Origin of the sequence: Streptomyces rubellomurinus, assembly GCF_000961885.1 — a bacterium.
Classification (GTDB): Bacteria; Actinomycetota; Actinomycetes; order Streptomycetales; family Streptomycetaceae; genus Kitasatospora; species Kitasatospora rubellomurina.
In genome coordinates, this window is the sequence record NZ_JZKH01000006.1 from 125,596 (window position 1) to 151,326 (window position 25,731).

Below are 25,731 nucleotides of genomic sequence, written 5' to 3' on the forward strand. Positions count from 1 at the left end.
CGCCTGACCCCCGCACCACAAGGGCCCGCCCGTCACATCGTCGGTACGCGCCTCATGGGCCGCCGCGCCCCCCGCACCGGGGAGCCGGCGGCCCGCCGCTGTTTCGAGCTACTGCTTCCCCGCCCCCGCCGGAGGCACGACCCCCGCACCCGGCACCGCCACCGCGCCGCCCGACTGGCCGGGCTGCGCCGGCGGGGTGGCCGGCGGCTGGCCCGGCGTCGGGACGCCGTACAGCTCGATGCCCCACAGCGAGTACCCGTACTTGGTGGCCCGCGCCACGCCCTGCATCCGCACGAACCGGACGCCCGGCGCGTCGAAGCGCACCGTCTCGTCCCCGCCCTTGCCGTTGTCGACCGCCGCCGCGTCCGTCCAGGTGCTGCCGTCCGCGGACACCTGGATCCGGTACGAGGCGGCGTACGCGGCCTGCCAGTGCAGCACCGCCGCGCCGAGCCGGGTCGCCTGCGGCAGCTCCAGCTGCACCCAGGCGTCGTCCTTGGCCGGGGAGGACCAGCGGCTCTTCGGGTCCCCGTCGGCGACGGCCGAGGCCGGGAAGTTCGGCGTCTCGTCGCCCGAGGAGGTGGCCGTGGCGCCGAGCGCGAGGTCCGAGCCGCCGGTCGGCGGTACCACGTGCACCTGCAGCACCTGCCGCAGGACGGTCGAGCCGGCGGTGTACGTCACCGGCACCTGGTACGTCCCGGACGGCGTGCCCGGGGCGGCACTGACCAGCAGCGGCACGCCGACCCGGCCGCCGCGCGGCACGGTGACCCCGCCGGCCGGGGCCACGGTGAGGCCCTTGGCGGCGGCCGGCACGTCGGCGCTCAGCGCGCCGGTGGTGCCCTCGGGGCGGCCGGCCTCGACGGTGGCCCGGGTCTGGGCGGGCGCGGCGGCGCCGGTGACCACGTCGAGGGCGGGGTCGGCGAGGGTGAGCCGGGCGGCCGGGGCGTCCGCGTACCAGGGGATCACCTGGTTGACCACCGGCGGGTCCCCGCCGGGCTTCCAGGTCATCCGGAACGCGTCGGCGAGCTGGCCGCCGGCCGGCAGCTCGTTGTAGCCGGGCTGCACGGTGCCGATGTCCGTCCAGCTGCCGTCCGGGTGGCGCACCGCGACGGTGGCGGTGGCGTGCACGCCGGGGTCGGTGAGCACGGTGAGCCGGTCCAGCGGACGGGCGGAGCCGAGCTCGACGGTGAGCGGCTCGTCCTGCGCGGTGGGCGCCGTGGCGGCGCGGTAGGCGGTGTCCGGGTTGCCGTCGAGGACGGCGGCGGCCGAGGAACCGGGCAGCGCGGCGGGCCCGCCGGTGACGCTGGCGGGGGACTCGTCGGGCCCGGTGACGGTGAACTCGCGCACCGCCACGGCGGTCTTCTGCGCGGCGGTGGCGCGCAGCCGCACCGCCCGCACGACGGTGCCGGCCGGCAGCTGGGCGGAGACCGACTTCTGGTTCTTCACCACGGCGAGCTGCTTCCAGCCGCCCTCGCCGGTGCTGTACTCCAGCACGCCGTCGCGGATGTAGTCGTCGACGGCGTTCTGCGCGTCCGGCCCGTCGCCCCAGGCGCCCATCAGCACGGTGACGGAGCTGACCGGCCGGCCGGCGCCGAGGTCGACGCCGACCGCGTCGCCGGGCTGCGGGGGAGCGGAGCTCCAGTAGAAGGTGTCGGCCCGGCCGTCGGTCATCAGCGCGGGCAGGTGGTCCTGCGCGGTGCCCATGGTGGAGGTCGGGGTGACCCCGCCGCTCACCACGCCGGACCAGTTGTCGGCGGCCCGCACGGCCCGGTCCAGGAAGGGGCCGAGCACGCCCGCGCCGATGGTCGCCGGGCTGGCGGCGAGCTTCTCGCGCAGCTGGTTGAGCTGGACCCGGGCCTTCCAGGCGGCCGCGCCGTCGCCGCCGTGCTGGGCGACCACCATGTCCAGCGCGGCCTGCCCGGCCAGCCCGTAGTCGCGCAGCGGGACGAGCCACGGCCCGGCCTCGGCGGCCAGCTGGGTGGTGGCCTGGGTGCCGGCCAGGGTCTGCTGGGCGGTGGCCATCGAGACGAAGGCGGTGCGCAGCGGCGTGGCGGCGGCCATCAGCTTGGCGAGGTCGGGGGAGGCGCCGGAGGTGGGCTCGGCGGCGGCCCAGAACTGGTCCATCAGCGGCGTCAGGTAGCCGGACTCCTGCTTGGCCAGCGGGGAGGAGGAGCTGTTGCCGGCCAGCGCGGAGACGGCGTCCAGCGCCGAGCCGGCCGGGGTGGTGCCGTCCGCGGTCGGCCCGGCGAGCGAGCGCACCGCGGCCTGCCAGGACTCGGCGGGCTTGTAGCCGGTCGGGTTCCAGGCGAAGTCGCCGGCCGTGGCGAGCGCTATCCGGGAGGCGACCGGCTGGCGCATCGCGCCGGTGAGCAGCACCGCCGAGCGGGTGGCCAGCTCGGGGTCGCGGCCGGTGTAGGCGCCGAGGAAGAGCCGGTCCGGACTGGCGTCGTTGACCGGGTAGTTGTCCATGGTGACCAGCGGGTGCCCGTACAGCGCGCCGGTGTCGGCGGCCTGCGCACCGGTGATCTTCTCCGGGATCACCCCGACGCCGCTCCAGGCCACCTGCACGCCGCCCGGCAGCGCGTCGGCGAGCGCCTTGCGGTACGGGGTGGCGCCCTGCTGGTGGTACTCGGTGGGCACGACGGACAGCGGCGCCAGGTCCGGGTTCCTGGCGATCAGCCGGTCCTGCACCTTCTTGACCAGCTGCGCCTGCGCCTTGGCGGCCGCGGCCGGCCCGGTGCCGTACTCGTCGCGGTCGTCGCCGCAGTGCCACTCGTCGTAGCTGACGTCGAGGAACTGCAGCTGGAAGGCGGTGAAGCCGAGCTTGCGCAGCCCGTCCAGCTTGGCGACCAGCGCGTCCACGTCCTCGCCGGAGGTGAAGCAGAAGGACTGCCCGGGGTCGATCGAGTAGCCGAGGGTGACGTGGTTGCGCCGGGCCCGGGAGGCGAGCGCGCGCAGCTCGTCCTGCTGGGCGGCGGGGTAGGCGTCGCGCCAGCGGGAGAGCCGGTACGGGTCGTCACCGGGGGCGTAGAGGTAGAAGTTCTGCTTGCTGCGGCCGAGGAAGTCGACCTGGTCGAGCCGCTGCTGGGCGGTCCACGGGGTGCCGTAGAAGGCCTCGGCGGTGCCGCGCACGGAGGCGCCGGTCGGCCAGTCCCGCAGGGTGATGCCGGGCAGGCCGAGCCCGGCCGCGCCGGGGCCCTGGCCCTGTCCGGCGGGGACGGCGGCGAGCAGCTGGCGCAGGCTCTGCGCGGCGTAGAAGGTGCCGGCGGCGTCGACGCCGGAGAGCACGACGGCGCCGTACGTCCCGCCGCCCTGGGCGGGCAGCTGACCGGCGGACAGCACGTAGCCGCCGGCGGGCATCCCGATGGTCGACGGCGCGGTGCCGTCCTTGGCCCCGGCCGCGGTGGCGAGCGCGCGCAGCGTCCGGTCGGTCTCGCCCTCGGCGCCCTCGGCGGGCCCGCCGACGTACACCACCAGCGAACCGGCCGCCGGGGTGCCGCCGTCCGGCTGCGGGGCGACGTCGGTGGCCCCGGCGACGGTCAGCACCTCGCGCACGGCGTCCACGGCGCCGCGGTCGGCCTTGTCGGCGATCACCAGCGTGACGGCGGCGGGCACGGTGACGGCCTTGCCCGCCACGGTCCGCTCCTGCGGCCGGGGGAACACCTGGGGGTCGGTCATGCTGCCGAGCGGGGTCTGCGGCGCGGTGCTCACGGCGTCCGGCGCGGGGGCGGCCGCGTACGCGGCACCCGGCACCGGCCCGGCCAGCAGCCCGCCGACCACGGCGGCCGCCGCGACACCCGCGGCGATCCGCACCGCCCGGGGCGCCGGCCGCCCACCCGCCCGCGCGGCCCGCTCGGCCCGTACGGAGGCCAGCAGTGGTTCCGTCCCCTTGAGGTCGGCGATCAGCCGGTCCGCGGTCTTCGGCGCCAGCTGACGGCAGGTCCGCGCCGTCGCCCGCCGGGCCGCCAGCGCGGCCGGATGGTGCAGCACCTCCCACAGGGCGGCACTCTGCTCCAGCTGCCGCAGTCGTCGCCCTGCCGCGACGGACACTCGGGCTTGCACAGGAGCCTCCTCGACAGGCCTGGACCACATCGCCGCCACCCCACCAGCTACCCGACCCGGTGTCAACGCCGTCGACGGCTATGCCCGCTTTGCCGGAATTGACGCCCCGTTCACCCAGGTCGCAGCCCCACACCACCCGCCGCCGGAAACCCCGAGGGGCCCGCCCCGCCGAAACCGGCGGAGCGGGCCTCTCGGCCGCACTCACCCCCGCGGCGGCCCCGGCACCACGGCCGTCCGCAGCGATGCCGTGTCCCACCGCTGGTTCGCCTCGTAGGCGCAGTCCCACAGCGCCGGCCGGGTCCCGTTCGCCGTCTGCGCGAACGGCAGGTCCACGCACCGCCCGGAGGCCGGGTGGTACAGCGCGCCGTTCGCCAACGGAAGCCACCGCTGCGCCGCGGTGCCGTCACAGGTGCGGTACTCCAGCTGCGTGCCGTTGACCGTGCCGGCGTTCACCGGGGAGATGCACCCGCCCTTGACGCGCAGGCTGCCGTCGCCGACCGGCGAGACGGCCTGCGCGTCGGTGCCGTTGCAGGCCCAGACCTGGATGGCGGTCCCGTTCGCGGTGCCGCCGCCGTTGTCGTCGAAGCAGACGTTCGCGTCGAGCGCGGACCGGACGGGCGAGGAACCGCCCGGCGCGGCGGGCGCGATGGCGAACGGGTAGACGGCGATGGTGCTGATGCTTCCGTCGAAGGACTGGCTGGGCTGGTCGGCCGACTTGTACCGACCCAGCACGAACGGGCCGGACGGCGGGGAACCCTGGCTCGCCGGGTGGTAGCCCGTGCCGGCGAGCACCCCGTCCACGTACAGCGACATCAGGCCGGTGTCGCTGTTGTACGAGGCCGTGACCTGGGTCCAGACGCCGGCCCGGACACCCGCGCTCGCGCTGATCGTGTTCGTGAACTGGAACGGCCAGCCACCGGTGTCGCCGTAACTCATCGCGAACCGCCAGGCGTTGCCGGCGCCGTCGTTGTACAGCATGAAGTCGCTCGCGTGGTTGGCGGTCTGGCCGGCGACGATCCCGCCGCCCTGGCCGGACTTCGCCCAGGCCGAGACCGTGAAGCTCTTCCGGGTGTCGACCACCGGGCCCTGGGTGGTGATGTTCGAGCCGCTGCCCGGGCTGAACGCGGCGACCGTGGTGCTCCGGCCGTCCACGGTGTCGCTCACCCAGCTCACGCCGGTGGCCGTGCCGTTGGCCTTCCCCTGGCCGTCCAGGACGGTGTTGCCGCCGTTCGGCGAGGCCAACCAGTTGCCGATCGGGCGGTTGAGATTGCCCAGCACGACCGGGGACTGCTCGAAGCCGGTCACGGTCGGGCCGCCGTTGACGTTGGGAGCCTTGGTGCCGACACCGGCCCAGGCGACCAGCTGGTTGCCGGTGTCGACGGCCCACAGGTCCGGGACGCCGTCACCGGTGAGGTCACCGTTGGAGCCGACCTTCGGGTACAGCTTGGGGTCCACGCTGGTGGGCAGCGCGCCCGTGGCGGGGTCGGCGAAGCCGGTGGCGTCGTAGGTGCCCGGGGCGCTGCCCGCGGCCAGCTGGTAGGCGTGGATGCTCCCGTCCGCCCGAGAACGGGCCCAGACGGTCGGGACGTTGGCGCCCTTGGCCGGGCCGGGGGTGATCAGGTCGTAGGACGCCCAGGCCTGGTTCTGCGACAGCAGGACGGCCGGACCGTCGAGGGTCTTCGCACTGTAGGACATGCCGAGCCACAACCGGCCGCCCTCGACGAAGAGGAGAGACGAACGGGGCAGCCCGACGAGAGTGCCGTTCCTGGCAGGAGTGTCGCCCGAGGGTGATCCGAAGGCGGCGATCTGGGTGACCCCGGACCATGTGTCGTTGTTTCCGTAGTCCTTGCAGACGATCGGGGTGCCGTTCGGCAGGTAGCAGTCCCGGGTCTTGCCCAGGGACATCGCACTCTGGCCGTCCAGGTGGGCGGCGATGTCGTCGTTCGCGTACAGGTACAGCTCGGCGGCACCGGGGACGTGCGCGATCAGGTCGTCCACGTTCCGGTCGCTGAACGAACCCCGGTGGGTGGTCTGAACGGTGCTCCAGTCGGTCGTTCCCGGGGCCGAGGCCGGCTTGGCGTTCGGCGCGGCGTACGGGTCGGCACCGGCTCCGACCAGGCGCAGCGCGCCGGATCCGTCCGGAAGGAGAACGTCGGCCTTCCGGTCGCCGTCGACATCACCCATGACCGGGTCGACGATGGCCGGATTGCCGGGCACGAAGTAGGTGTAGACGACCGGCTGCGACATGTTGCCGGCGTTGTCCTGCGTCTGCAGGTAGAGGAAGTTGGTCCCCCAGTGCCAGGGGGTGTACTTCAGCTGGAAGCTGCCGTTGCCGTCCATCTTGACGATGTTGCCGCCGTCGTTGCAGCCCCAACCCGTGGATGCGGCCCGGACGGGGTCGGTGGTCCAGCGGGCGCAGGCCAGGCCGGAGGAACGGCCGCCGCCGGCCGGGGCCGGATCGGTGCCGCTCAGGGTGAAGACGCCCTCCTGGCCGACCAGCTTCGGGTGCCCGCCGAGCGTGCCGGACTCGGGGAAGTCCGTCGAGGTGATCCGGGCGGTCGGCGGGGTGCGGTCGACGCGCAGGAAGCACATCGGGCTGTACGGGCTGGCCAGTGTGCCGTCGGAGGTGACGGCGAACCAGCCGTACTGGTGGCCGTCGATCAGCTGACCGGCGCTCATGGTCGCGCGACTCGTGCTCGCGCCCCAGCCGGTGTCGAAGAACTTCGTGGACTGGTGGTCGTCGTCGTCCCACATCTTGAAGGTGGTCCACAGCTGCTCGCCGGTGGGCGACCAGGTGTCCACGGCCAGGCTGACGTCGGTGTTGCGTCCGACCCAGCCCGGGTTGTCCCAGGGGTTGGCGGTCCCGGGCGTCTGGCACTGGTTGTAGGCCGCGTCACGGGCGAACCCCGGAGTCGGGCTGGTGCCTGGGGAGCCGATGGAGGGCGCGAAGTCGTAGGTGACCACGACGTGCGGATTGTTGGCGAACCGCTGGTGGTAGTACATGTTGGTCTCGTCGTCGGGCGTGAACATGATCGTCCACCCGCCCCAGTGTTCACGGGCCGCCTGCGCCATCTGGTCCTTGACGTTGAACTCGATGCCGCCCGTACCCGTCATCCAGGTCGTGGTGACCTTGGAGCAGGACCCGTTCCCGCAGGGCTGGTTGTTCCACGTCGTCGAGGTGTCGATGGGACTCGTCGAGTACAGACCCACCGGTGTGTTGGTCGTCGGGCTCGACGACGCCGCGACGGTGGCGTACAGCGTGGCGCCCTGCACCGCCGAGCCCCAGAAGGCGGAGTTCAGGCCGATCTGGAAGTAGGCCCGTTCGTTCCCCAGCTTCTCGCAGCGGTTGGGACCACTGGTGAAGCCGCAGTAGCCCGCGGCTGGCTTGTCCTGGCCGTACTGGGTGCCGTTGTACTCCGGGGTTTTGGGGTAGGCCGACTGCACCTGCGCCCAGGCCTGGGCGCCGTTGTCCACGCTCGGGTTCCAGCCCGGGTCGAGGTACCAGGGGCCGGTGCCCTGCCCGAGGGCGGAGGTGTCCGGCACCAGGTCGATGCCGGTGCCGCTGACGGTGGTGGCGACCGCTGCGGTGCGGGCGCCGGTGCCGGGTCCCTTGCTGCTGGAGCCGTCCGGGGCCGGCCCGTCGTCCGCCGAGGGTGCCGCCGCGGCCTTGCTCTGAACCTTGGGAACCGCGATGGCGGAGTCCCACATGACCGGTGCCGGGGCACTGAAGCGGGCCTTGCCGCCCGCGTCCTCGGCCGTCAGGTTGCCGTTGGCGTCCGCCTTGACGGTCAGCCCGTCCGTGACGGTGTCCAGGTGCAGCTGCTTGATCCTCGGGTCGGCCGCGGCCTGCGCCGTGCGGACGATCAGGACCTGGCGCCAGCCGCCGGCGGTGGTGGCGCGCAGCTCCAGGTCGACGTCGGGCAGGACGGACCGGTAGAGCGCGCTGTCGCCGTTGAGTTCGGGCTTGGGCAGTGCGAACGGGGCCTTGAGCGACAGCTTCTTCCCGTCCGCCGTCGCCATGGTGGCCAACGGGCCGGTGCCGCCGCCGGAGAAGGTCAGCGCGGACGGCACGGCGGTCGGCGCGAGCGTGCCGTCCGGGTTGGCCCGGAGCGTCGCGTCCACGGCGCGCCAGCTGCCGTCCGCGTTCTTGATCCGCTCCACCACGGGGGTCGAGTCGGTGCTGACCGTGCCGTTCGGGTTGGCGGTGGTCTGGCTGCTGCCGGTGGCGAGCGCGTCGACGACGACGGGCTTGCCCGTGCTCTTCGCCTTCGCCTGCGCCGCGCGGATCGCGTCGACCTGGACCGACCGGGGGTCGGTCCGGTTCTTGGCCGGTGGTGGCGGGGGCGTGGGCCAGGAGGTGTCAGCGGGGCCGTGGTTGCCGTCGCCGGTGGCTGCCGCGGCGATGCCGGGAGCGGTCACCAGGCCGGCGCCCAGGGCGAGGACGGCCGTGCAGGCGAGTGGCAGCAGAGCCGACCCGAGGGGGCGAACTCGCCTGGTTCGAGCGTGATGTGGATGGAGTGGAGGTGTCGGCCTCGTCATGAAGTACCCGTCATCGATCGAGAGGTGAGCAGAGGTCAGCCGCACGCTGCCTTCACAGATCCGACACCGTCAACGCATTAATGCGAACGCGTGTCCGAGTTGTCACGGGTGGTGACGCATTGCTCCTGGTGTGATGCTGAACACGTACGGTGATTTTAATGAATTCATACTTTGGGAAGGTCGTGTGCTCATAAAGTGCCGGGTTGTTGGGCCGTGGGGTCGGCCCGGCTGAAGACCTGGCAATCCGTGGGGGGATCCGTTGTCGCGTCGCTTCCGCCTTTTCACGCCTTCGCGCTGCTCTCGGCTGGCCGCGGCGTCCGTACTGGCCGTTTGCATGTCCGTGGTGACGCTCCCCTCGGTCGAGGCGGTCGCCATGGCTACGGATCCGCCCGAGGTCTGGGTGCCGCCGAACACGCCGGTGCCTGACCCGCACCCGGTCAAGGGCGCCGACGGCAAGCCCGCAGGACACACGCCCGACCCCGGCAAGAAGTGGTCGCCACCCGCCGACTCCAGCCCACCGTCCGGCAGAGCGACCGCCGTTCTCGGTGGCGCGGGCGCCGCCGCCCGCCAGGACGCCGCCCCCGCGAACGGCGACGCGGCGCCGGCCGGCGGCTCCGTGAAGCCCGTCCAAGCCGGCACGATGCCGGTGTGGGTCGCGCCGCTGCCCGCCGGCAAGTCGGCTGCCCGGACATCGACTTCGGCCCCCGCCGAGGGCGGCCCGGCGAGCCTCCAGGTCGAACTCGCCGACCAGGGCCGGGCGCAGGCCGCCGGCGTGAACGGCGCACTGGTCTCCCTCACCGACATCGGCGAGGGCGCAGCCGCCGGGCGAGTCCAGGTCGGGATCGACATCCAGGCCTGGGCGAAGAACGCCGGAGCCGACTGGGCCTCCCGGGCCCGGATCGTCCAACTCCCCGGCTGCGCCGTGACCAACCCGGGCGCACCGGGCTGCACCACCCGCACCCCTGTGCCGACCCGCCGCGACGACGCCACCGGCCGACTGGTGGCCGACGTGGAGATACCGCAGGCCGCCGCGCAGTCGCGGACGGCCAAGTCCTTCGCGGCCGGGGCGCTCGCCAATCCGGCGGCGGCCTCCACCGTCGCACTCGCGGTCGAGGCGGGCGCCAAGGGCAGCGGTGGTGACTTCACCGCCTCGCCGATCACCCCCTCCGCCTCCTGGCAGGCCGGGGCTAACGCGGGCAACTTCACCTACGGCTACACCGTCGAGCTGCCGTCCGCGCTGGCCGGCCCGGCCCCCAGCGTCTCGCTCGGCTACGACTCCTCCGCCGTGGACGGCAAGACCGCCTCCACCAACGCCCAGCCGTCCTGGATCGGCGAGGGCTGGGAGTGGCACCCGGGCTCCATCGTGCGCGGCTACAAGAGTTGCAAGGACGCCGGTGTGCAGGGCTCGGGCGACCAGTGCTGGGGCGGCGACCTGCTCCAGCTCTCGCTCGCCGGCCACGCCGGTCAGCTGGTCAAGGACGACAAGTCCTGCGAGTGGCACCTCCAGGGCGAGGACGGCACCAAGGTCGAGCGGCTGACCGGCCAGAACAACGGGGCCTGGAACGGCGAGGCCTGGCGGATCACCACCGCCGAGGGCATCCAGTACTACTTCGGCGCCAACCACCTGCCCGGCGGCGACGGCAGTGACCAGGCCAGCAACTCCGTCTCCACCGTGCCGATCTACTGGCCGGGCGGCCAGGACCCGTGCCTCAAGGACGGCTCGCCGGCCACCAACTCCTGGTCCCAGATGGGCTGGCAGTGGTCGCTCGACTACGTCGTCGACCCGCACCAGAACCTGATCAGCTACCGGTACGAGCAGGAGCAGAACTACTACGTCCAGGGCGGCGGCCAGAACAACGGCACCGGCCCCCGGACGCAGTACCAGCGTGCCTCCTACCCGGTCTGGGTGGGCTACGGCCAGCGCCTGCCCGACCAGATCGCCGCGAAGGGCAAGGCCAACCCGGCCGCCCAGGTGTGGTTCCGCACCGCCGAGCGCTGCCTGCCGAACGGCACGATCACCTGCGACCCGTCCCAGCGGACCAAAGCCAACGCCAAGTCGTGGCCGGACACCCCGATCGACCAGAACTGCGACGCGACCGGCGACTGCGCCGTCAACTCGCCCACGTTCTGGACCACCAAGCGCCTCACGAAGATCGACACCGAGGTCTGGACCGGCAGCGGCTACCGCGGCGTCGACTCCTTCGCCCTCAACCAGTCCTTCCAGGACCCGGGCGACGGCACCTCGCCGGCCCTGTGGCTCGACTCGGTCCAGCGCACCGGCAGCAACGGCAAGACCCCGATCAGCTTGCCGGCGGTCTCGTTCCAGCCGCTGCAGATCGCCAACCGCGTCAAGGGCCCGGTCGTCCGCCCGGACGGCAGCACGGCCTCGGTCGAGCCGTACAACCGCCCGCGCATCCAGCGGATCACCACCGAGACCGGTGGCCTGATCAACGTCGTCTACCGGCCCGCCGAGTGCTCGCGCGAGGCCGGCGGGACGATGCCGTCCTCGGAGGACGGCAACACGATGGCCTGCATGCCGGTGAAGTGGTACTTCCCCGGGCAGAGCGCGCCGGACCCGGTCAACGACTGGTTCAACAAGATCATCGTCCAGTCCGTGACCCAGCAGGACTCGGTCGCGGGCGGCCAGCCCGCCGTCGTCACCAACTACGTCTACGGCGGCGGCGCCGCCTGGCACCGCAACGACTCCGAGATGGTCGACCCCAAGGCCCGCACCTGGGACCAGTTCCGCGGGTACGCGACCGTCACCACCCTCACCGGTAGCGGCAGTGAGGTCGAGGCGCCGCGCACCAAGTCGGTCGCCACCTTCCTGCGCGGCATGGACGGCGACGTCCTCGGCAACGGCAGCACCCGCCAGGTGTCCGTCGCCGACGTCCACGGCGGCACCATCAAGGACGAGGCCGTCCTGACCGGCTTCATCCGCGACTCCGCCAACTACAACGGCGAGAACGGCGAGGTCCTCTCCACCACCGTCTCCGACCCGTGGCTCGGCCCGGTCACCGCCACCCGCAACCAGTCCGGCGGCATGCCGCCGATCACCGCCCGGGCCGTCAACGTCGTCAAGGTCACCAACCGCGACAAGCTGGCCAACGGCTGGCGGACCCGCGAGCGCTCCACCAGCTACGACGCCACGCCGTTCGCCCGCCCGCTCACCGTCTACGACAACGGCGACCTGGCCCACCCCGAGCAACTGCTCTGCACGGCCTTCGAGTACGCCGCCGGCCCCGGCGGCACCCCGACACAGCTGGCCTCGCGCACCCTGGTCCTCAAGGGCGCCTGCGGCCAGACGGCGACCAAGGACAACACCGTCGCCGACACCCGGGCGTACTTCGACGGCCTGCCCCTCGGCCAGACCGGCAATACGGCCGAGCAGACCTCCACCGACGTCCTGGAGCGCTACGACGCCTCCGGAAAGCCGGTCTACCGCACCACCGCCCGGGCCACCTTCGACGCCTACGGCCGCGTCACCAGCACCGTCGACCCGACCCGCACCGACGCCACCCACCCGGCCGGCGCCGAGACGAAGACCGCGTATTCACCGGCCACCGGCCAGCTGCCGACCGAGGTCACCCACACCAATCCGATGGGTTGGAAAACGGTCAGCACGCTCGACGTGGGCCGCGGCTCGCCGCTCAAGATCAAGGACGAGAACGGCCGGATCAGCGAGCAGGACTTCGACGGCCTCGGCCGCGCCGTCGCCGGCTGGAGCCCCGGCAACGACCGCGCCGCGCACCCTGACCGCCCGAACCGCAAGTTCTCCTACGCGGTCAACGGCAGCAACGCGCCGTCCCAGGTGCTGACCCAGGCGCTGATGGGCGGTACCGCGGACCGCAACACCTACACCTCCAGCTTCACCATCTACGACGGCCTCGGCCGCATCCGCCAGACCCAGGCCAGCACCCCCTCGGGCGCCACCGGCCGCATGATCACCGACGCGCTGTTCGACTCTCACGGCTGGCAGACCAAGACCAGCAGCGCCTACTACAACGACCAGGCGCAGCCCAGTGGCCAGCTCTTCCTGCCCAACGGAGGAGTGAACCCGGACAGCAAGATCCCCTCCCAGACCGTCCAGAAGTTCGACGGCGCCGGCCGGGTCACCGACTCGATCTTCCAGTCCTTCGGCGTCGAGCAGTGGCGGACGCACACCGACTACGTCGGCGCCGACGAAACCCGCGTCACCCCGCCTGCGGGCGGCTACGCCTCCGCGACCGTCACCGACGCCCGCGGCAAGACGCTCGCACTGCGCCAGTACAAGACCAACACCCCGACCGGCGCCTACGACGAGACGACGTACGGTTACTCGCCGGAGGGCAAGGAACTCTGGCGCAAGGACGCGGCGGGCAACACCTGGACCTACGAGTACGACCTGCTGGGCCGCCCGGTGAAGTCCACCGACCCGGACTCGGGCACCGGCACCACCAGCTACGACGACAGCAAGAACCTCGTCACTGCCACCGACTCGCGTGGACAGAGCGCCACCAGCGTCACCGACCTGCTCGGCCGGACGGTGGCCGCGTACGAAGGAACGGCCGTCGACCCCACGAAGCAGATCGCTTCCTGGACCTTCGACTCGCTCGTCCTCGGCAAGCCGACCTCGTCGACCCGCTACGTCGGCGGCGCGAGCGGCGCGGCGTACACCTCGGAGATCACCGGCTACGACATCGGCTACCGCGAGACCGGTGCCAAGACCACCATCCCGGCGGTCGAGGGCAAGCTCGCCGGGGTCTACCAGACCGACAACACCTACGACGACGGTGGCCGCCTGGTCACCACCACCATGCCCGCCGTGGCCGGCATGGGGCGGGAGAAACTGACCTTCGCCACGGACGTCATGGGCCAGTTCGGGGCCCTGTCCAGCGCCTTCGGGTTCGCGCCGGCGACGACCTTCGTGGCCGACGTGCGCTACGACCCGTACGGTCGGCCCTACCGCACCACCGTGGGCGGTGCCGGCGCCCAGGTCGTCGCCACGATGACCATCGACGACGCGACCGGTCGCGTCACCCGCTCGATCCTCGACAAGCAGAACGCGCCCCTCGCCCACGTCGATTCGATCGACTACACCTACAACCCGATGGGCCAGGTCACCTCGGCCCGCGACGCGCAGGACGGCCTGGTCGCCGACCTGCAGTGCTTCACCCACGACTACCTCGGGCGGCTCACCCAGGCCTGGACCGACACCGGCACCCAGACCACCAAGCCGCAGCCCGGCGTCCCGGCAGTCGGTGCCTGCACCAACGCGGGCGGCCCGGCCGTGACGAACGGCAAGCCGAGTGTCGGAGGACCGGCCCCGTACTGGCAGCAGTACGAGTACGACCTGATCGGCAACCGCACCAAGCTGGTCCAGAAGGACGTCAACGGTGACACCACCAAGGACGTCACCACCACCCAGTCCTTCGGCACCGGCCCGAACACCCCGTCCACCGACCCGAAGACGGGCGGCGGCACCGGTGGCCCGCACGCGCTGACGAAGTCCACCCAGACCGGCCCGGCCGGCACCGCGGTGACCTCGTACACCTACGACGCGACGGGCAACACCACCTCCATCACCGACACTCCGGGCACCAGGACGCTGACCTGGAACGCCCAGGGCAAGCTCGACAAGATCACCGGCACCGGACAGAGCGGCGCGACCAGCTATTTGTACGACGTCGCCGGCAACCAGCTGATCCGCCGCGACCCCGGCAAGACCACCCTCAACCTCGGCGCCGACCAGCTCACCCTGGACACCGCGACCGGCACGGTCACCAACGTCCGCAGCTACGGGGCCCCCGATGGGCTGTCCATCACCCGCACCACCATCAACGGCACGTCGAGCCTCGCCTACCAGGGAGCGGACCCGCACGGCACCAACGGCGTCCAGTTCGACGCCACCAACCTGAACCACGTCCGCCGCCCCAGCGACCCGTTCGGCAACGAACGCGGCGCCCAGCCCGCGGTAGGCGTCTGGGCCGGCGACAAGGGCTTCGTCGGCGGCACCAAGGAGAAGACCACCGGCTTCACCCTCCTCGGCGCCCGCGAGTACGACCCCAAGACGGGCCGCTTCATCAGCCCTGACCCCATCACCGATCCCGCTGACCCTCAGCAGTGGAACGCGTATGCGTACGCCAACAACAGCCCGATCAACAAGTCGGATGCCAACGGCCTGAGGGCCACCTGTGACACCCCGGCAGAATGTGACGGCCTCGCGGCCGAGAGGGACAACGGTCACGGCTACTCCTACATCAGCCCAGCCAGCTGGTCGCCCGGCACCCTGGCCTCGATGCCGCCGCCCTCGGCGGATGAGCAGGCTGCGGAAGCCAAGGTCGACGCAGCGAACAAGGCCCTCAACGAGAACAAGCACAAGCGCGACGAACTCGTGCACGAGGCGATCGACCTCGTCGGCGACCTGATCGGCTTCAACGACGCCCGCGACTGCTTCACCAAGGGCGACGTGATGGCCTGCATCAACACCGCCCTCAACGTGGTCCCGTGGACCAAGCTCTTCAAGGCCATCAAGGTGGGCGTCGAAGCCCTCAAGATCTACGAGAAGATCAACAAGGCCTACGACGCCATCCGGGCCGGCGAACGCGCCGCCCGCGAAGCCACCGCCGCCTGGGTCTCGGCAAAGACGGCCGCAAGGGAGGCCCGCGAAGCCGAAAGGGCGGCGGCCAGGGCTGCAGAACAAAAAGCGGCAAAGGAATCAGCAGCCGACGCGGCAGGCACGGAGCCCAAGGCCGCCAAGGCGGATGACGGGGCCCCATCGGCGGCCAGCGAACCTGAGACTCCGGTCGGATGCAACAGCTTCCCGGCCACGACCCTGGTCCTGATGGCGGACGGCACCAGCAAGGCCATCGGCGAGGTGCACGACGGCGACGTCGTGATGGCGACCGATCCTCAGACCGGTGAAACCCGCCCCGAGACGGTGACCGCCACCATCACCACCCCCGACGACAAGGACTTCACCGACCTCACCCTCACCGACGACGCCAACCCCCGCGGCCCGCCCGCCGCCGACCAGGCGAAGATCACCTCCACCTACCACCACCCCTACTGGAGCGACACCCGCCAGCAGTGGGTCGACGCCGGCGAACTCACCCCCGGCGAACACCTCCGCCAGCCGGACGGCACCACCCGCACCGTCAACTCCGTCCGCAACTACCCCTACTCCGTCACCACCCACAACCTCACGGTTGCGCAGCTCCACACGTACTTTGTGCTCGCAGGGGCCACGCCGGTCCTGGTGCATAACTGCCCCGGCGGCGGTGGGTTCTTGTCGCGAATTTTCGGACGCGGCTCAAAGGCGGCCGATATCGTCCATGAGCCGAATGCGACAGTCGGCGATCTGCGCGGAATCGGGCACGATAATGTCGATTCTCACGGGAGCTGGCGATCGGATCCTCAAAAAGCTGGAATGGCGCGCTCGATGTCAGACGAGCAACTTCTGAAGAGCACAACGCAGCCAACTGGTGGGGAATTCTCTCTCCTGCGGTATCATGCTGAAGACAACTATATGATCGAGGGGAATCATAGAATGGCTGAGCTGCTCCGTCGCGCAGCAAGTCCAAATCACCCTGGGATTACTTTTGATACACCAATCTACATTCACCTCTGGCCAGGGGTTGGGTGATTGCTGGGCTGGCTGCAGTGAATTGACCGAGGGGGTGCTACTGGCCACTGCACCCCCTCGGTCATCCGCTAAGGGTTCTATCCACTGGAAAGTTTGGGGCAGTTGGTGAGGCGCTTGGATGACTGGGATGTAGGCTCGTTCTTGAAGAACGCTGCCATGCTTGAGATTAGGGCGATGGCGCGGCGGGCAAAACCTGTAGAATTTTGGCCTGATGATGATTATGTGGCCTGTATTGCATGGCTTGCAGATCTTTGTCACGGCATGCCGGATACTTCTCTTCGGAGCGCCAGCCTTTGCGGGGTTGCTAGGCTTCGCGGCAATCGGGTGCGGCCATTTCTACATGCGTGGGAGGCGGCCGATTCGATGGGGCGAGAATGGATCATTGATCGACTGAAGCGCGAGGGAATTTCATGGTCCCCTCCGGTGTCGATGCAGTAGATTCATTGGATCTCAGTCGTGGGCTGGCGTGGGCCAAGTGCAGTGCGTGGAAGGCGCATTGGCGGTGGTGTTGCAAATAGTCAATGGAGATGCGCCATAGGCTCTCGCCAGAGAGATCCTTCCGGGGTCTCTTTGGGGTCTTGACGGTAACGTCAGCAGGCAGGGCTGAACCAAGCGCTGGGCCGTTGCGGCTGTCGGGGTGATAGTGGCCCTGGAAGGCTTGCCTAGAGTGCGGCCGAGGAGGTCGATGGCGTCGCGCTGGAGGCGGAGGCGGACGTGGGCGTACACCGTGGCCGTGATGCCGATATGGGCGTGGCCCAGCAGCTCCTTGATGGCGACGAGTTCGACGCCCTGTTCCAGGAGCAGGGTCGTGGTCGAGTGCCTGAGGTCGTGGAAGCGGATCTGGCGGAGGCGGGCCCGGCGGAGAAGTGCGTTGAAGTGGCGGGTGAGAGCGGCGGGTCCGATGGGGTGGCAGTCGGGGCGAGTGAAGACGTGGCCGCTGTCCACTCAACTCGCGCCGGCTTCCTTCTTCTCGTGGGCCTGCTGCTTGCGGTGGGCGCGGAGCGAGAGCAGGCAGGGGGCAGGGTGGGCGATGCGGCGTTCGGAGCTGACTATCTTGGTGGGGAGGTTGGTCAGGCCACCGGTGCGGGTGCGCTGGAGGGTGCGGCGGAAGCTGGCGGTTCCGCCGGCCAGGTCGAGGTCTTCCCAGTGCAGGCCGAGGAGTTCACCCTTGCGGAGTCCGGTGTGCAGGGTGAGTTCGTGCAGGGCGTGAAGGCGGTTGCCGCTGGCCGCATGAGGAGTTGCCGGGTTTCGGGGGCGGTGGGGGCTGGAAGCGTCTCGGCCGGGGCGCAGTGGTCTTGACGTTCTGGGCGAGGTTGCGCGGGCAGTTCGTCCTCGCGTACGGCCTGTTCCAGGGGCGGACTTGAGGACCGCGTGGACGTAGGTCACGGTCAGTGGTGACAACCGCTTCTCGCAGCACTGGCCGATGGCGCAGCAGCGCCGCCGGTTCGTGTCCAGTTCCTGGTTGCAGCACTGGCAGGCGGTGCGGAGCCCGCCGAGGAAGGCGCGCATGTCGCGGGCGGTGAGCCGGTCCTTGTTCACAACTGTCCACAGGGTTCTCGCTCGCGCCGTGAGGTCCCGGCCAGCCAGGTGAACAAGGTCGAGCTGCAGGCGGCTGTGGATACGACAGCTGAACATGGCTACACCCTTCCGCAGTTGGGTAGGGGACGGGGCGGCGCGGACGGCAGTCATGGCGGATTCAGGCTCTGGGGCGGCGGCGAAGACAGCATGCCACTTTGTCACCCCGAGCCGGCTTTGAAAAGTAAATGGATCCACCTTCAGCAAAAGCAATATAAAGGCATTCCATGATTACTTCGGCACTTCATGCTAATTCGATGAATGGTGGCGGCGGGGGGATGTAAGTGCGAAACATCGAGCCGCCTCCTTGGATTCTATCTTGAGGATATGAGCTAGGGTGATCAAATTTGAAGTAGTTGCCGAGGGTGAAATTCCCCTGGTGGTTCAATTCGAACCCACCGCGCACGAGTTGGTGCTAGCGCCTGGAGATCGGATTGTCATCGAGTGGCCGGACTGGGATGGCCGGGCCATCGCTTCGTTCTTCCATCGCTCAGATCGGTTGACGATCGGCGAGCCCAGTTGTGGGTCGGGATTGCCTAGGGTCTGGAACTCGAAGGGGGAAGAAATCACCTACTGAAGAACTGTGGCTCCTGTGGCGGTCCGCCGGTTTATTCGGCGGTCCGCCGCAGGCTTTCGTGGTCTGCCTGAGGATTGGCGCTCCGCGCATGCTGGGTGGCGTCGCGAGGGGTGCGCGCGTACCTATGTGCTTGCAGGTGCGACTTCGCTCTTGGTTCACAACTGTGGATCCGGTGATGCTGATGACCTGGTTCACGTCTGTCGGGCTGCGCAGAGAGGAGACGGACCGGACGAACTCGCCAACGGGCTCGATCAAGCTCGGGGGCAGATCCAGGTGTGCGCCGACCCTCGGTTCCCGGCGTCCTCGTGTCGCGCAGCGTGGTCGGGTCGTTACGCGGGTAGGACTGGGGGGTCCTGAATCGGGCGTTGCCGAGAGAGCGCAGGAGCCGCGAGTGGCCGCTTACCTGGACCGTGACGGAGCAGAGGGGCTGGCGGTGCCGGCGCAGGATTCGCCGCCGCCTCCGCCGGAGTTGGTGGCGTTGGCGCGGGCGTACGGGGTGGACACCCGGTACCCGGGGGTGGACGGGCGGAGCGTGGGGGCGCGGACGCTGGTGGCGGTGCTCGGGGCGCTGGGGGTGGCGGCCGGGACGCCGGAGGAGGCCGAGGCGGCGTTGGAGCGTCACCGGGCCGAGCAGCGCGGCAGGTTGCTGCCGCCGTGCGTGGTGGTGCGGCAGGGGTGGCGGACGGCGCTGGACGTGCCGGCGGACGCGCGGCTGCACATCGAGCTGGAGGAGGGCGGGGTCTGGGAGCTGCCGCGGGGGCACGCGCACTGGCTGCCGGCGGACCTGCCGCTCGGGCGGCACACCCTCAAGGCCCGTACCCCGGAAAGGGAAGCGGCGGCGCCGCTGATCGTCGCGCCCGAGCGGCTGCCCCAACTGTCGGGCCGCAGCTGGGGGTTCCTCGCCCAGCTCTACTCCGTGCTGTCCGAACGCTCCTGGGGCATGGGTGACCTCGGCGACCTCGCCGAGCTGGCCCAGTGGGCGGGGGCCGACCTCGGCGCCGGCTTCGTGCAGATCAACCCGCTGCACCAGGCGCTACCGACCGCCCCCGCCGACCCGTCCCCGTACCGCCCCTCCTCCCGCCGCTTCGCCGACCCGGTGCACCTGCGGATCGAGGCCGTCCCCGAGTTCGCGTACCTGACGAAGCAGCAGCGCGCGCAGGCGGACGAGCTCACCCAGAAGGCCGCCAGGCTGCGCGAGGAGGTCCTCGCCCACGACGGCCTGATCGACCGCGACGCGGTCTGGGCCCTCAAGCGCGAAGCGCTCCAGCTCCTCCACGACGTCCCCCGCGCCCCCGGCCGCCAGGCCGCGTACGACGCGTACCAGCGCCGCGAGGGCGAGTGGCTGCGCCGCCACTCCCTGTGGAACGCGCTGGCCGAGGTGCACGGCGCCGATTGGCACCACTGGCCGAAGGGCCTGCGCCACCCGCACGGGCCGCAGGTCGAGCAGGCGGCCAAGGAGCTCGCCGACCAGGTGGAGTTCCACCGCTGGCTGGCCTGGCAGGTCGACGAGCAGCTCGCGCACGCCCAACGAGCCGCCGAACAAGCCGGCATGCCGGTCGGCCTGATCCACGACCTCGCCGTGGGCGCGCACCCGGACGGCGCGGACGCCTGGGCGCTGCAGGACGTCCTGGCGGGCGGCATGTCGGTCGGCGCCCCGCCGGACGCCTTCAACGCCCACGGCCAGGACTGGGGCCTGCCGCCCTGGCGCCCGGACGCCCTCGCCGCCGCCGGCTACGCCCCGTACGCGGAGCTGCTGCGCGCGGCGGCCCGCCACGCCGGAGCCCTCCGCATCGACCACGTGATGGGCCTGTTCCGCCTCTGGTGGGTGCCGGAGAACCACGCGCCGACCGAGGGCGCCTACGTCCGCTACGACGCGGAGGCGATGCTGGGCGTCCTCGCCCTGGAGGCGCACCGCGCCGGGACGGCCGTGATCGGCGAGGACCTGGGGACGGTGGAGCCCGGCGTGCGCGAGGAGCTGAGGGCGCGCGGCATCCTCGGCACCTCGGTGCTCTGGTTCGAGCGGGACTGGCAGCAGGACGGCCGGATCCTCCCGCCGGGCGGCTGGCGCACGGGCTGCCTGGCCACCCTCACCACCCACGACCTGCCGAGCACCGCCGCCCGCCTGTCCGGCGAGCACGTGGAGCTGCGCCACCGCCTGGGGCTGCTGGCCCGGCCGCTGGGGGAGGAGCAGGCGGAGGCGGCCGCGGAGCTGGCGGAGTGGCACGCGGAGCTGACCCGGCTCGGCTTCCTGGCCCCCGGCGAGGACCTCTCCATGCCGGCGCTGTACCGCTTCCTGCGGGCGACGCCGGCGGAGCTGGTCGGGGTCTGGCTGCCGGACCTGGTCGGGGACCCGCGCCCGCAGAACCTGCCGGGCACCTGGGACCAGTACCCGAACTGGCGCCTCCCGGTGGCGGACGGCACCGGCGGCCCGGTGACCCTGGACCGCCTCGCGGCCACCCCGGCCCCCCGCCTGCTGTCCCGTCTCCTGGCGGGCCTGCACGCCCGGAGGCCCGCCTGAGCCCCGGCAGCCCCGAGGCGGCTCACCGGCAGGCCCACCCCCGCTCCCCGGCAGGCCCACCCCGACGCGCGCCGTCCCATAAGCGGCGGGTAAGTTGGAAACGTGGACAAGAGGAACGCTTTGCGAGCCGGCGCGGTCTCCGCAACGGTCACGCTGATGATGCTGCTGTCGTCGCCCGCCATGGCCCTCACCCGGGATGACGGCGACCAACCGGGCGACGGCCTGAGCGTCGGCCAGACCATCGGCCTGTACGTGCTGATCCCGCTCGCGGCCTTCGCCGTCATCGCGGTGCTCGCGGGCATGCCGTACGGCAAGTCCGCCAAGGGCCAGAAGAAGTAGTCGCCCGCCGCGTCCACCCAGGACCCGCACGACCTCGAAGGGGCGCCGGACCACCACGGTCCGGCGCCCCTTCGGGCATCAGGCCTGAGCGCCCGCCGCCCGGTCGGCCGCCTGCGCCTTGAGCGCCCGCTCGACGCCGGCCCGCGACTCGACGACCTGGCGCCGCAGCGCCGGCGCCGGCTCGGCCGCCGCCAGCCACGCGTCCGTCGCGTCCAGCGTCTCCTGGGTCAGCTGCAGCGCCGGGTACAGCCCGCCGATGATCTGCTGCGAGATCTCGTGGCTGCGGCTCTCCCAGATGCCCTTGACCACGGCGAAGTACCGGTCCGCGTACGGCGCCAGCAGCTCCCGCTGGTCGGACTGCTGGAAGCCGGCGATGACGGCCTCCTGGACGTAGTTGGTCAGCTCGTCCGACTCCACCACCGACGCCCAGGCCTCCGCCTTGGCCTCGGCGGTCGGCCGGGCGGCCCGGCAGCTGGCCGCGTACTGCTGGCCGGCGGCCGTGTTGTCCCGCTCCAGCTCCGCCGCGATCTCGGCCTCGTCGGCCCGCCCGGTGGCGGCGAGCCGGGCGAGCAGGGCCCACCGCAGCTCGGTGTCGACGGCCAGGCCCTTGACCTCCACCGAGCCGTCCAGCAGCCCGGCGAGCAGCCCGAGCTGCCCCTCGGTGCGGGCGACGGAGGCGAGCGTACGGGCCCAGGCGAGCTGGTGGTCGCTGCCGGGGTCGGCGGCCCGCAGGTGCTCCTCGGCGGCCGCGGCCCACCGCTGGAGGCCCTGCTCGCGCCACTCGGGGTCGGCGTACGCGTCGAGGGCGGTCCTGACCTGCCGCTGCACGGACTGCACGACGCCGATGTCGGTCTCCCGCCCGAGGCCGGACAGGGCGAGCGACAGGTAGTCGCGGGCGGCGAGCTCGCCGTCGCGGGTCATGTCCCAGGCGGAGGCCCAGCACAGGGCGCGCGGCAGCGAGTCGGTGAAGGCGCCGAGGTGTTCGGTGACGACGGCCAGCGAGTCCTCGTCGAGCCGGATCTTGGCGTACGACAGGTCGTCGTCGTTCAGCAGGACGACGGCCGGCCGGTGCCGTCCGACGAGCTGCGGCACCTCGGTGCGCGCCCCGTCGACGTCCAGCTCGATCCGCTCGACCCGCACCAGCGAGTCGTCCACCAGCTCGTACAGGCCGATCGCGATCCGGTGCGGGCGCAGCACGGCCTCGCCCTTGGCACCGGCGGGCAGGGCCGGGGCCTCCTGCAGCACGGTGAAGGACTCGATCTCGCCGTCCGTGTTGAGCACGATCGACGGCCGCAGCACGTTGATGCCGGCGGTCTCCAGCCAGGCGGTGGACCAGGTCCTCAGGTCGCGGCCGCTGGCCTCCTCGAGGGCGCCGAGCAGGTCGCCGAGCCGGGTGTTGCCCCAGGCGTGGCGCTTGAAGTAGGCCTGCACGCCCTGGAAGAAGGCGTCCTGGCCGACGTAGGCGACGAGCTGCTTGAGCACCGAGGCGCCCTTGGCGTAGGTGATGCCGTCGAAGTTGACCTGGACGTCCTCCAGGTCGTTGATCTCCGCCATGATCGGGTGGGTGGAGGGCAGTTGGTCCTGCCGGTAGGCCCAGGTCTTCATCTGGTTGGCGAAGGTGGTCCAGGAGTGCGGCCACTGGGAGCCGGGGGCCTCGGCCTGGCAGACGGCCTCGGCGAAGGTCGCGAAGGACTCGTTCAGCCAGAGGTCGTTCCACCACTCCATGGTGACGAGGTCGCCGAACCACATGTGGGCGAGCTCGTGCAGGATGGTCGCGGCGCGCAGCTCGTACGAGGCGTCGGTCACCTTGGACCGGAACACGTACTGGTCGCGCAGGGTGACGGCGCCCGCGTTCTCCATCGCGCCGGCGTTGAACTCCGGGACGAACAGCTGGTCGTACTTCGGGAACGGGTAGGGGTAGTCGAACTTCTCCTGGAAGTAGTCGAAGCCCTGCTTGGTGACCGCGAACACCGCCTCGGCGTCCAGGAACTCGCGCAGCGAGGGCCGGCAGTAGACGCCGAGCGGCACCCGCTGGTCGCCGTTCTCGTAGGTGTCGAAGACGCCGACGTACGGCCCGGCGACGAGCGCGGTGATGTAGCCGGAGATCCGGCCGGTGGGCTCGAACTTCCAGACCTGCGTGGCCTCGTCACCGGAGGGGGTGGGCTCGGGCGTCGGCGAGTTGGAGACGACGACCCATCCGGTGGGCGCGGTGACGGTGAAGGCGAAGGAGGCCTTGAGGTCGGGCTGCTCGAAGCTGGCGAAGACCCGGCGGGCGTCCGGCACCTCGAACTGGGTGTACAGGTAGGTCTCGCCGTCGACGGGGTCGACGAAGCGGTGCAGGCCCTCACCGGTGTTGGTGTAGGCGCAGTTCGCGACGACCCGCAGCTCGTTGTCGGCGGCCAGGTTCGGCAGCGGGATGCGGCTGTCGGCGAAGCTCGCGGGGTCGAGCGGCGTGCCGTTGAGGGTGATCTCCTCGACGGCGGGCGCGACGAGGTCGATGAAGGTGTCCGCGCCGGGCGTGGTGGCGGTGAACCGGACCACGGTGGTGGACCGGAAGGTGCCGCCCTCGCGGGCCGAACCCAGGTCGAGTTCGATGTCGTACGCGTCCACCCGCAGGAGGTCGGCCCGGGTGCGGGCCTCCTCGCGGGTCAGGTTGGTGCCGGGCACTGGCTGCACTCCTTCGTCAGGCTGATGCTCCGCATCCTCGCATGCCCGACGCCCCGGCCTCCCGCATAACGGACGGGCGGGGCGGGCCCGGGCTGTTCGCCCGCAACCCGCCCCGCCCGCTCACCGTTTCGGACCGTTCCGGACCGCTTCAGGCCGTTTCCGACCGATGCGGACCCGTCCGGTTCGGATCGGTCGGAGCATCAGCTCCGCCGTCACTTCTTCCACTTGGTGATCCACGCGTCCGAGCTGTAGGTGCGGCGGAAGGCGTACACCGAGTTGCCCTCGTCACCGATCAGGTACTCGGACAGGCTCATCCCGATGTCCAGGCCGTTCGGCATCGCCAGGGTGCCGAGGTCGGTCATCGAGCCGTCGTTCGGCGCCAGCGTCACCAGCCGGGCCGGCTTGTTGTAGCCCTGGCTGACGATGGCCCGGACCTTGCCCTGCTTGTCGGTGCCGGCGACCAGGCGGACGTCGCCGCCGATCGAGCTGCCGGAGCTCGGCGGGGTGCTGGACCAGATCCGCTTGCCGGTGGTCAGGTCGTAGGCGTTGATGGCCGCCTTGGTGCCGCTGACCTGCACGTACAGGGTGGTGCCGCTGACCACGTTCTGGGTGAACGCGTCGTTCTGGCCGGAGAGCCGCAGGCTGTCCGAGCCGGGCTCCTTGGCGGGCATCTGGTTGCCCGGCTTGTTGTCCTTGCTGAACGGCAGGATGTAGTCGCCGTTCGCGCCGCTGGACATCGACAGCACCAGCGGCTGGTCCGAGATGACCTTGTCGACCCGCTCGATCGAGCCGGTCAGCGGGATCTGGCCGCTGGTGGCGGCGCCGGTCTCGGAGTTGAGGATCTGCAGCGCCCCCTTGTCGTCGCCGGTGTCGAAGCACTTCTCGCCGACCGCGATCTGGGCGCCGGCCGCGCGGCCGTTGACGGTGCAGATCTTGCCGTGCGGCGAGTAGTTCCAGACCGAGGCGCCGTTGTCGACGTTCAGCCCGCCGACCGAACTGCCCGCGAAGGCGACGACCTTGTCGGTGATGCTGAGGGTCGGCGAGGACATCTTGTCCGTGCCGGCCTTCACGCTCCAGGTCAGCTTGCCGGTGGTGAGGTCGACGACGCCGATGGTGGAGCAGTCGTAGTCACCGGTGTTGAAGGAGACGGCACCGATGTTCTTGGAGTTGGTCCCGTACGAGGCGGCGCAGATCTCCTTGCTGCCGGAGGGCACCGGCAGGGTCCACGCCTCCTTGCCGTCCGAGAGGTTGTACGCGCGGATGCCGCTGGCGTCCACGCGCACGGCGACCTTGTCGGTGCCCCAGATCGCGAGCATCTGCGCGCTGGTGTCCGTGTTGGCCGGCTTGGGGGCGCTCCAGGCGACGTTGTACGAGGCGCCGGTGTTCTTGTTGTTGTCCGGGCCGGGGGAGGGGCCGTCCGTGGTGCTGCCGGAGCTGGAGGTCGTGCCGCCCGAGGTGTTGTCGCTCGGCTTCGGCGCGGGCTTCGGCTGCAGCAGGACGACCAGCCCGATGATGATGGCGATCACCAACACGCCGCCGATGATCCCGCCCCACAGCATCACGGGGTTGCGCTGCTTGGGCGCCTCGGGCATCGGCGCACCCGGGTAGTACCCGGGCTGCTGCTGGTAGTTGTAGCCGCCGTAGGGCTGGCCGGCGTCCGGGGCCGGGTAGCCGCCGGGCACCGGGTCGTACGGGCCGACCGGCGCGGCGCCGGGGGGCGGCGGCGGGGCCTGGGTGGGGAAGCCGGCCGCGGTCGGCGCGTAGGCCGCGTAGTCGGCGCCGACCGGCGGCTGCGCGGGCGCGGCCGGGGGCTGGGCGGGCGGCGGTCCGGCG

8 protein-coding genes and 1 pseudogene are annotated in these 25,731 nt (G+C 71.3%); 4 read left to right on the plus strand and 5 right to left on the minus strand.

The features are described from left to right. Positions 1 to 108 precede the first annotated feature (108 nt). Positions 109 to 4,059, minus strand: coding sequence for a glycoside hydrolase family 84 protein (locus tag VM95_RS05260; RefSeq protein WP_244178637.1), 3,951 nt, complete (start codon positions 4,057 to 4,059; stop codon positions 109 to 111). Positions 4,060 to 4,260: 201 nt separating this feature from the next. Continuing rightward, a complete protein-coding gene (locus tag VM95_RS05265) occupies positions 4,261 to 8,478 on the minus strand; it encodes a ricin-type beta-trefoil lectin domain protein (RefSeq protein WP_045692833.1) in 4,218 nt (1,405 codons plus the stop codon). 493 nt (positions 8,479 to 8,971) lie between these two features. Here VM95_RS05265 and VM95_RS05270 point away from each other — a divergent pair, with 493 nt between their 5' ends. Continuing rightward, positions 8,972 to 16,222: a polymorphic toxin-type HINT domain-containing protein gene (locus VM95_RS05270; RefSeq protein ID WP_167352890.1), complete on the plus strand. Its 7,251-nt coding sequence runs from the start codon at positions 8,972 to 8,974 to the stop codon at positions 16,220 to 16,222. A gap of 636 nt (positions 16,223 to 16,858) precedes the next feature. Here VM95_RS05270 and VM95_RS39955 read toward each other — a convergent pair. Continuing rightward, positions 16,859 to 17,749: pseudogene (locus VM95_RS39955) on the minus strand (tyrosine-type recombinase/integrase); the annotation flags it as partial. Between the two features lie 60 nt (positions 17,750 to 17,809). Between VM95_RS39955 and VM95_RS43140 the strand changes: the two are divergent. The 3 genes from VM95_RS43140 to VM95_RS05285 all read left to right on the plus strand — a co-directional run bounded on the left by VM95_RS43140 (position 17,810) and on the right by VM95_RS05285 (position 21,231). Continuing rightward, positions 17,810 to 18,028 carry a hypothetical protein gene (locus VM95_RS43140; RefSeq protein WP_167352888.1) on the plus strand — a complete coding sequence of 73 codons (219 nt, stop codon included), beginning with the start codon at positions 17,810 to 17,812 and terminating at the stop codon, positions 18,026 to 18,028. A 779-nt stretch (positions 18,029 to 18,807) separates the two neighbouring features. Further along, positions 18,808 to 20,892, plus strand: a complete 2,085-nt coding sequence (gene malQ / locus VM95_RS05280; RefSeq protein ID WP_045692864.1) for a 4-alpha-glucanotransferase — start codon at positions 18,808 to 18,810, stop codon at positions 20,890 to 20,892. 102 nt (positions 20,893 to 20,994) lie between these two features. Beyond that, positions 20,995 to 21,231 (plus strand): hypothetical protein, encoded by a 237-nt coding sequence (locus VM95_RS05285; RefSeq protein WP_045692835.1) that lies wholly within the window; start codon positions 20,995 to 20,997, stop codon positions 21,229 to 21,231. A 78-nt stretch (positions 21,232 to 21,309) separates the two neighbouring features. Here VM95_RS05285 and pepN read toward each other — a convergent pair whose 3' ends face one another. Beyond that, entirely contained in the window at positions 21,310 to 23,898 is a 2,589-nt protein-coding gene (gene pepN / locus VM95_RS05290; protein ID WP_045692836.1) for an aminopeptidase N, read from the minus strand. A gap of 212 nt (positions 23,899 to 24,110) precedes the next feature. After that, a partial coding sequence (locus VM95_RS05295) for a PQQ-binding-like beta-propeller repeat protein (protein WP_045692837.1) occupies positions 24,111 to 25,731 on the minus strand: 1,621 nt, incomplete at its 5' end.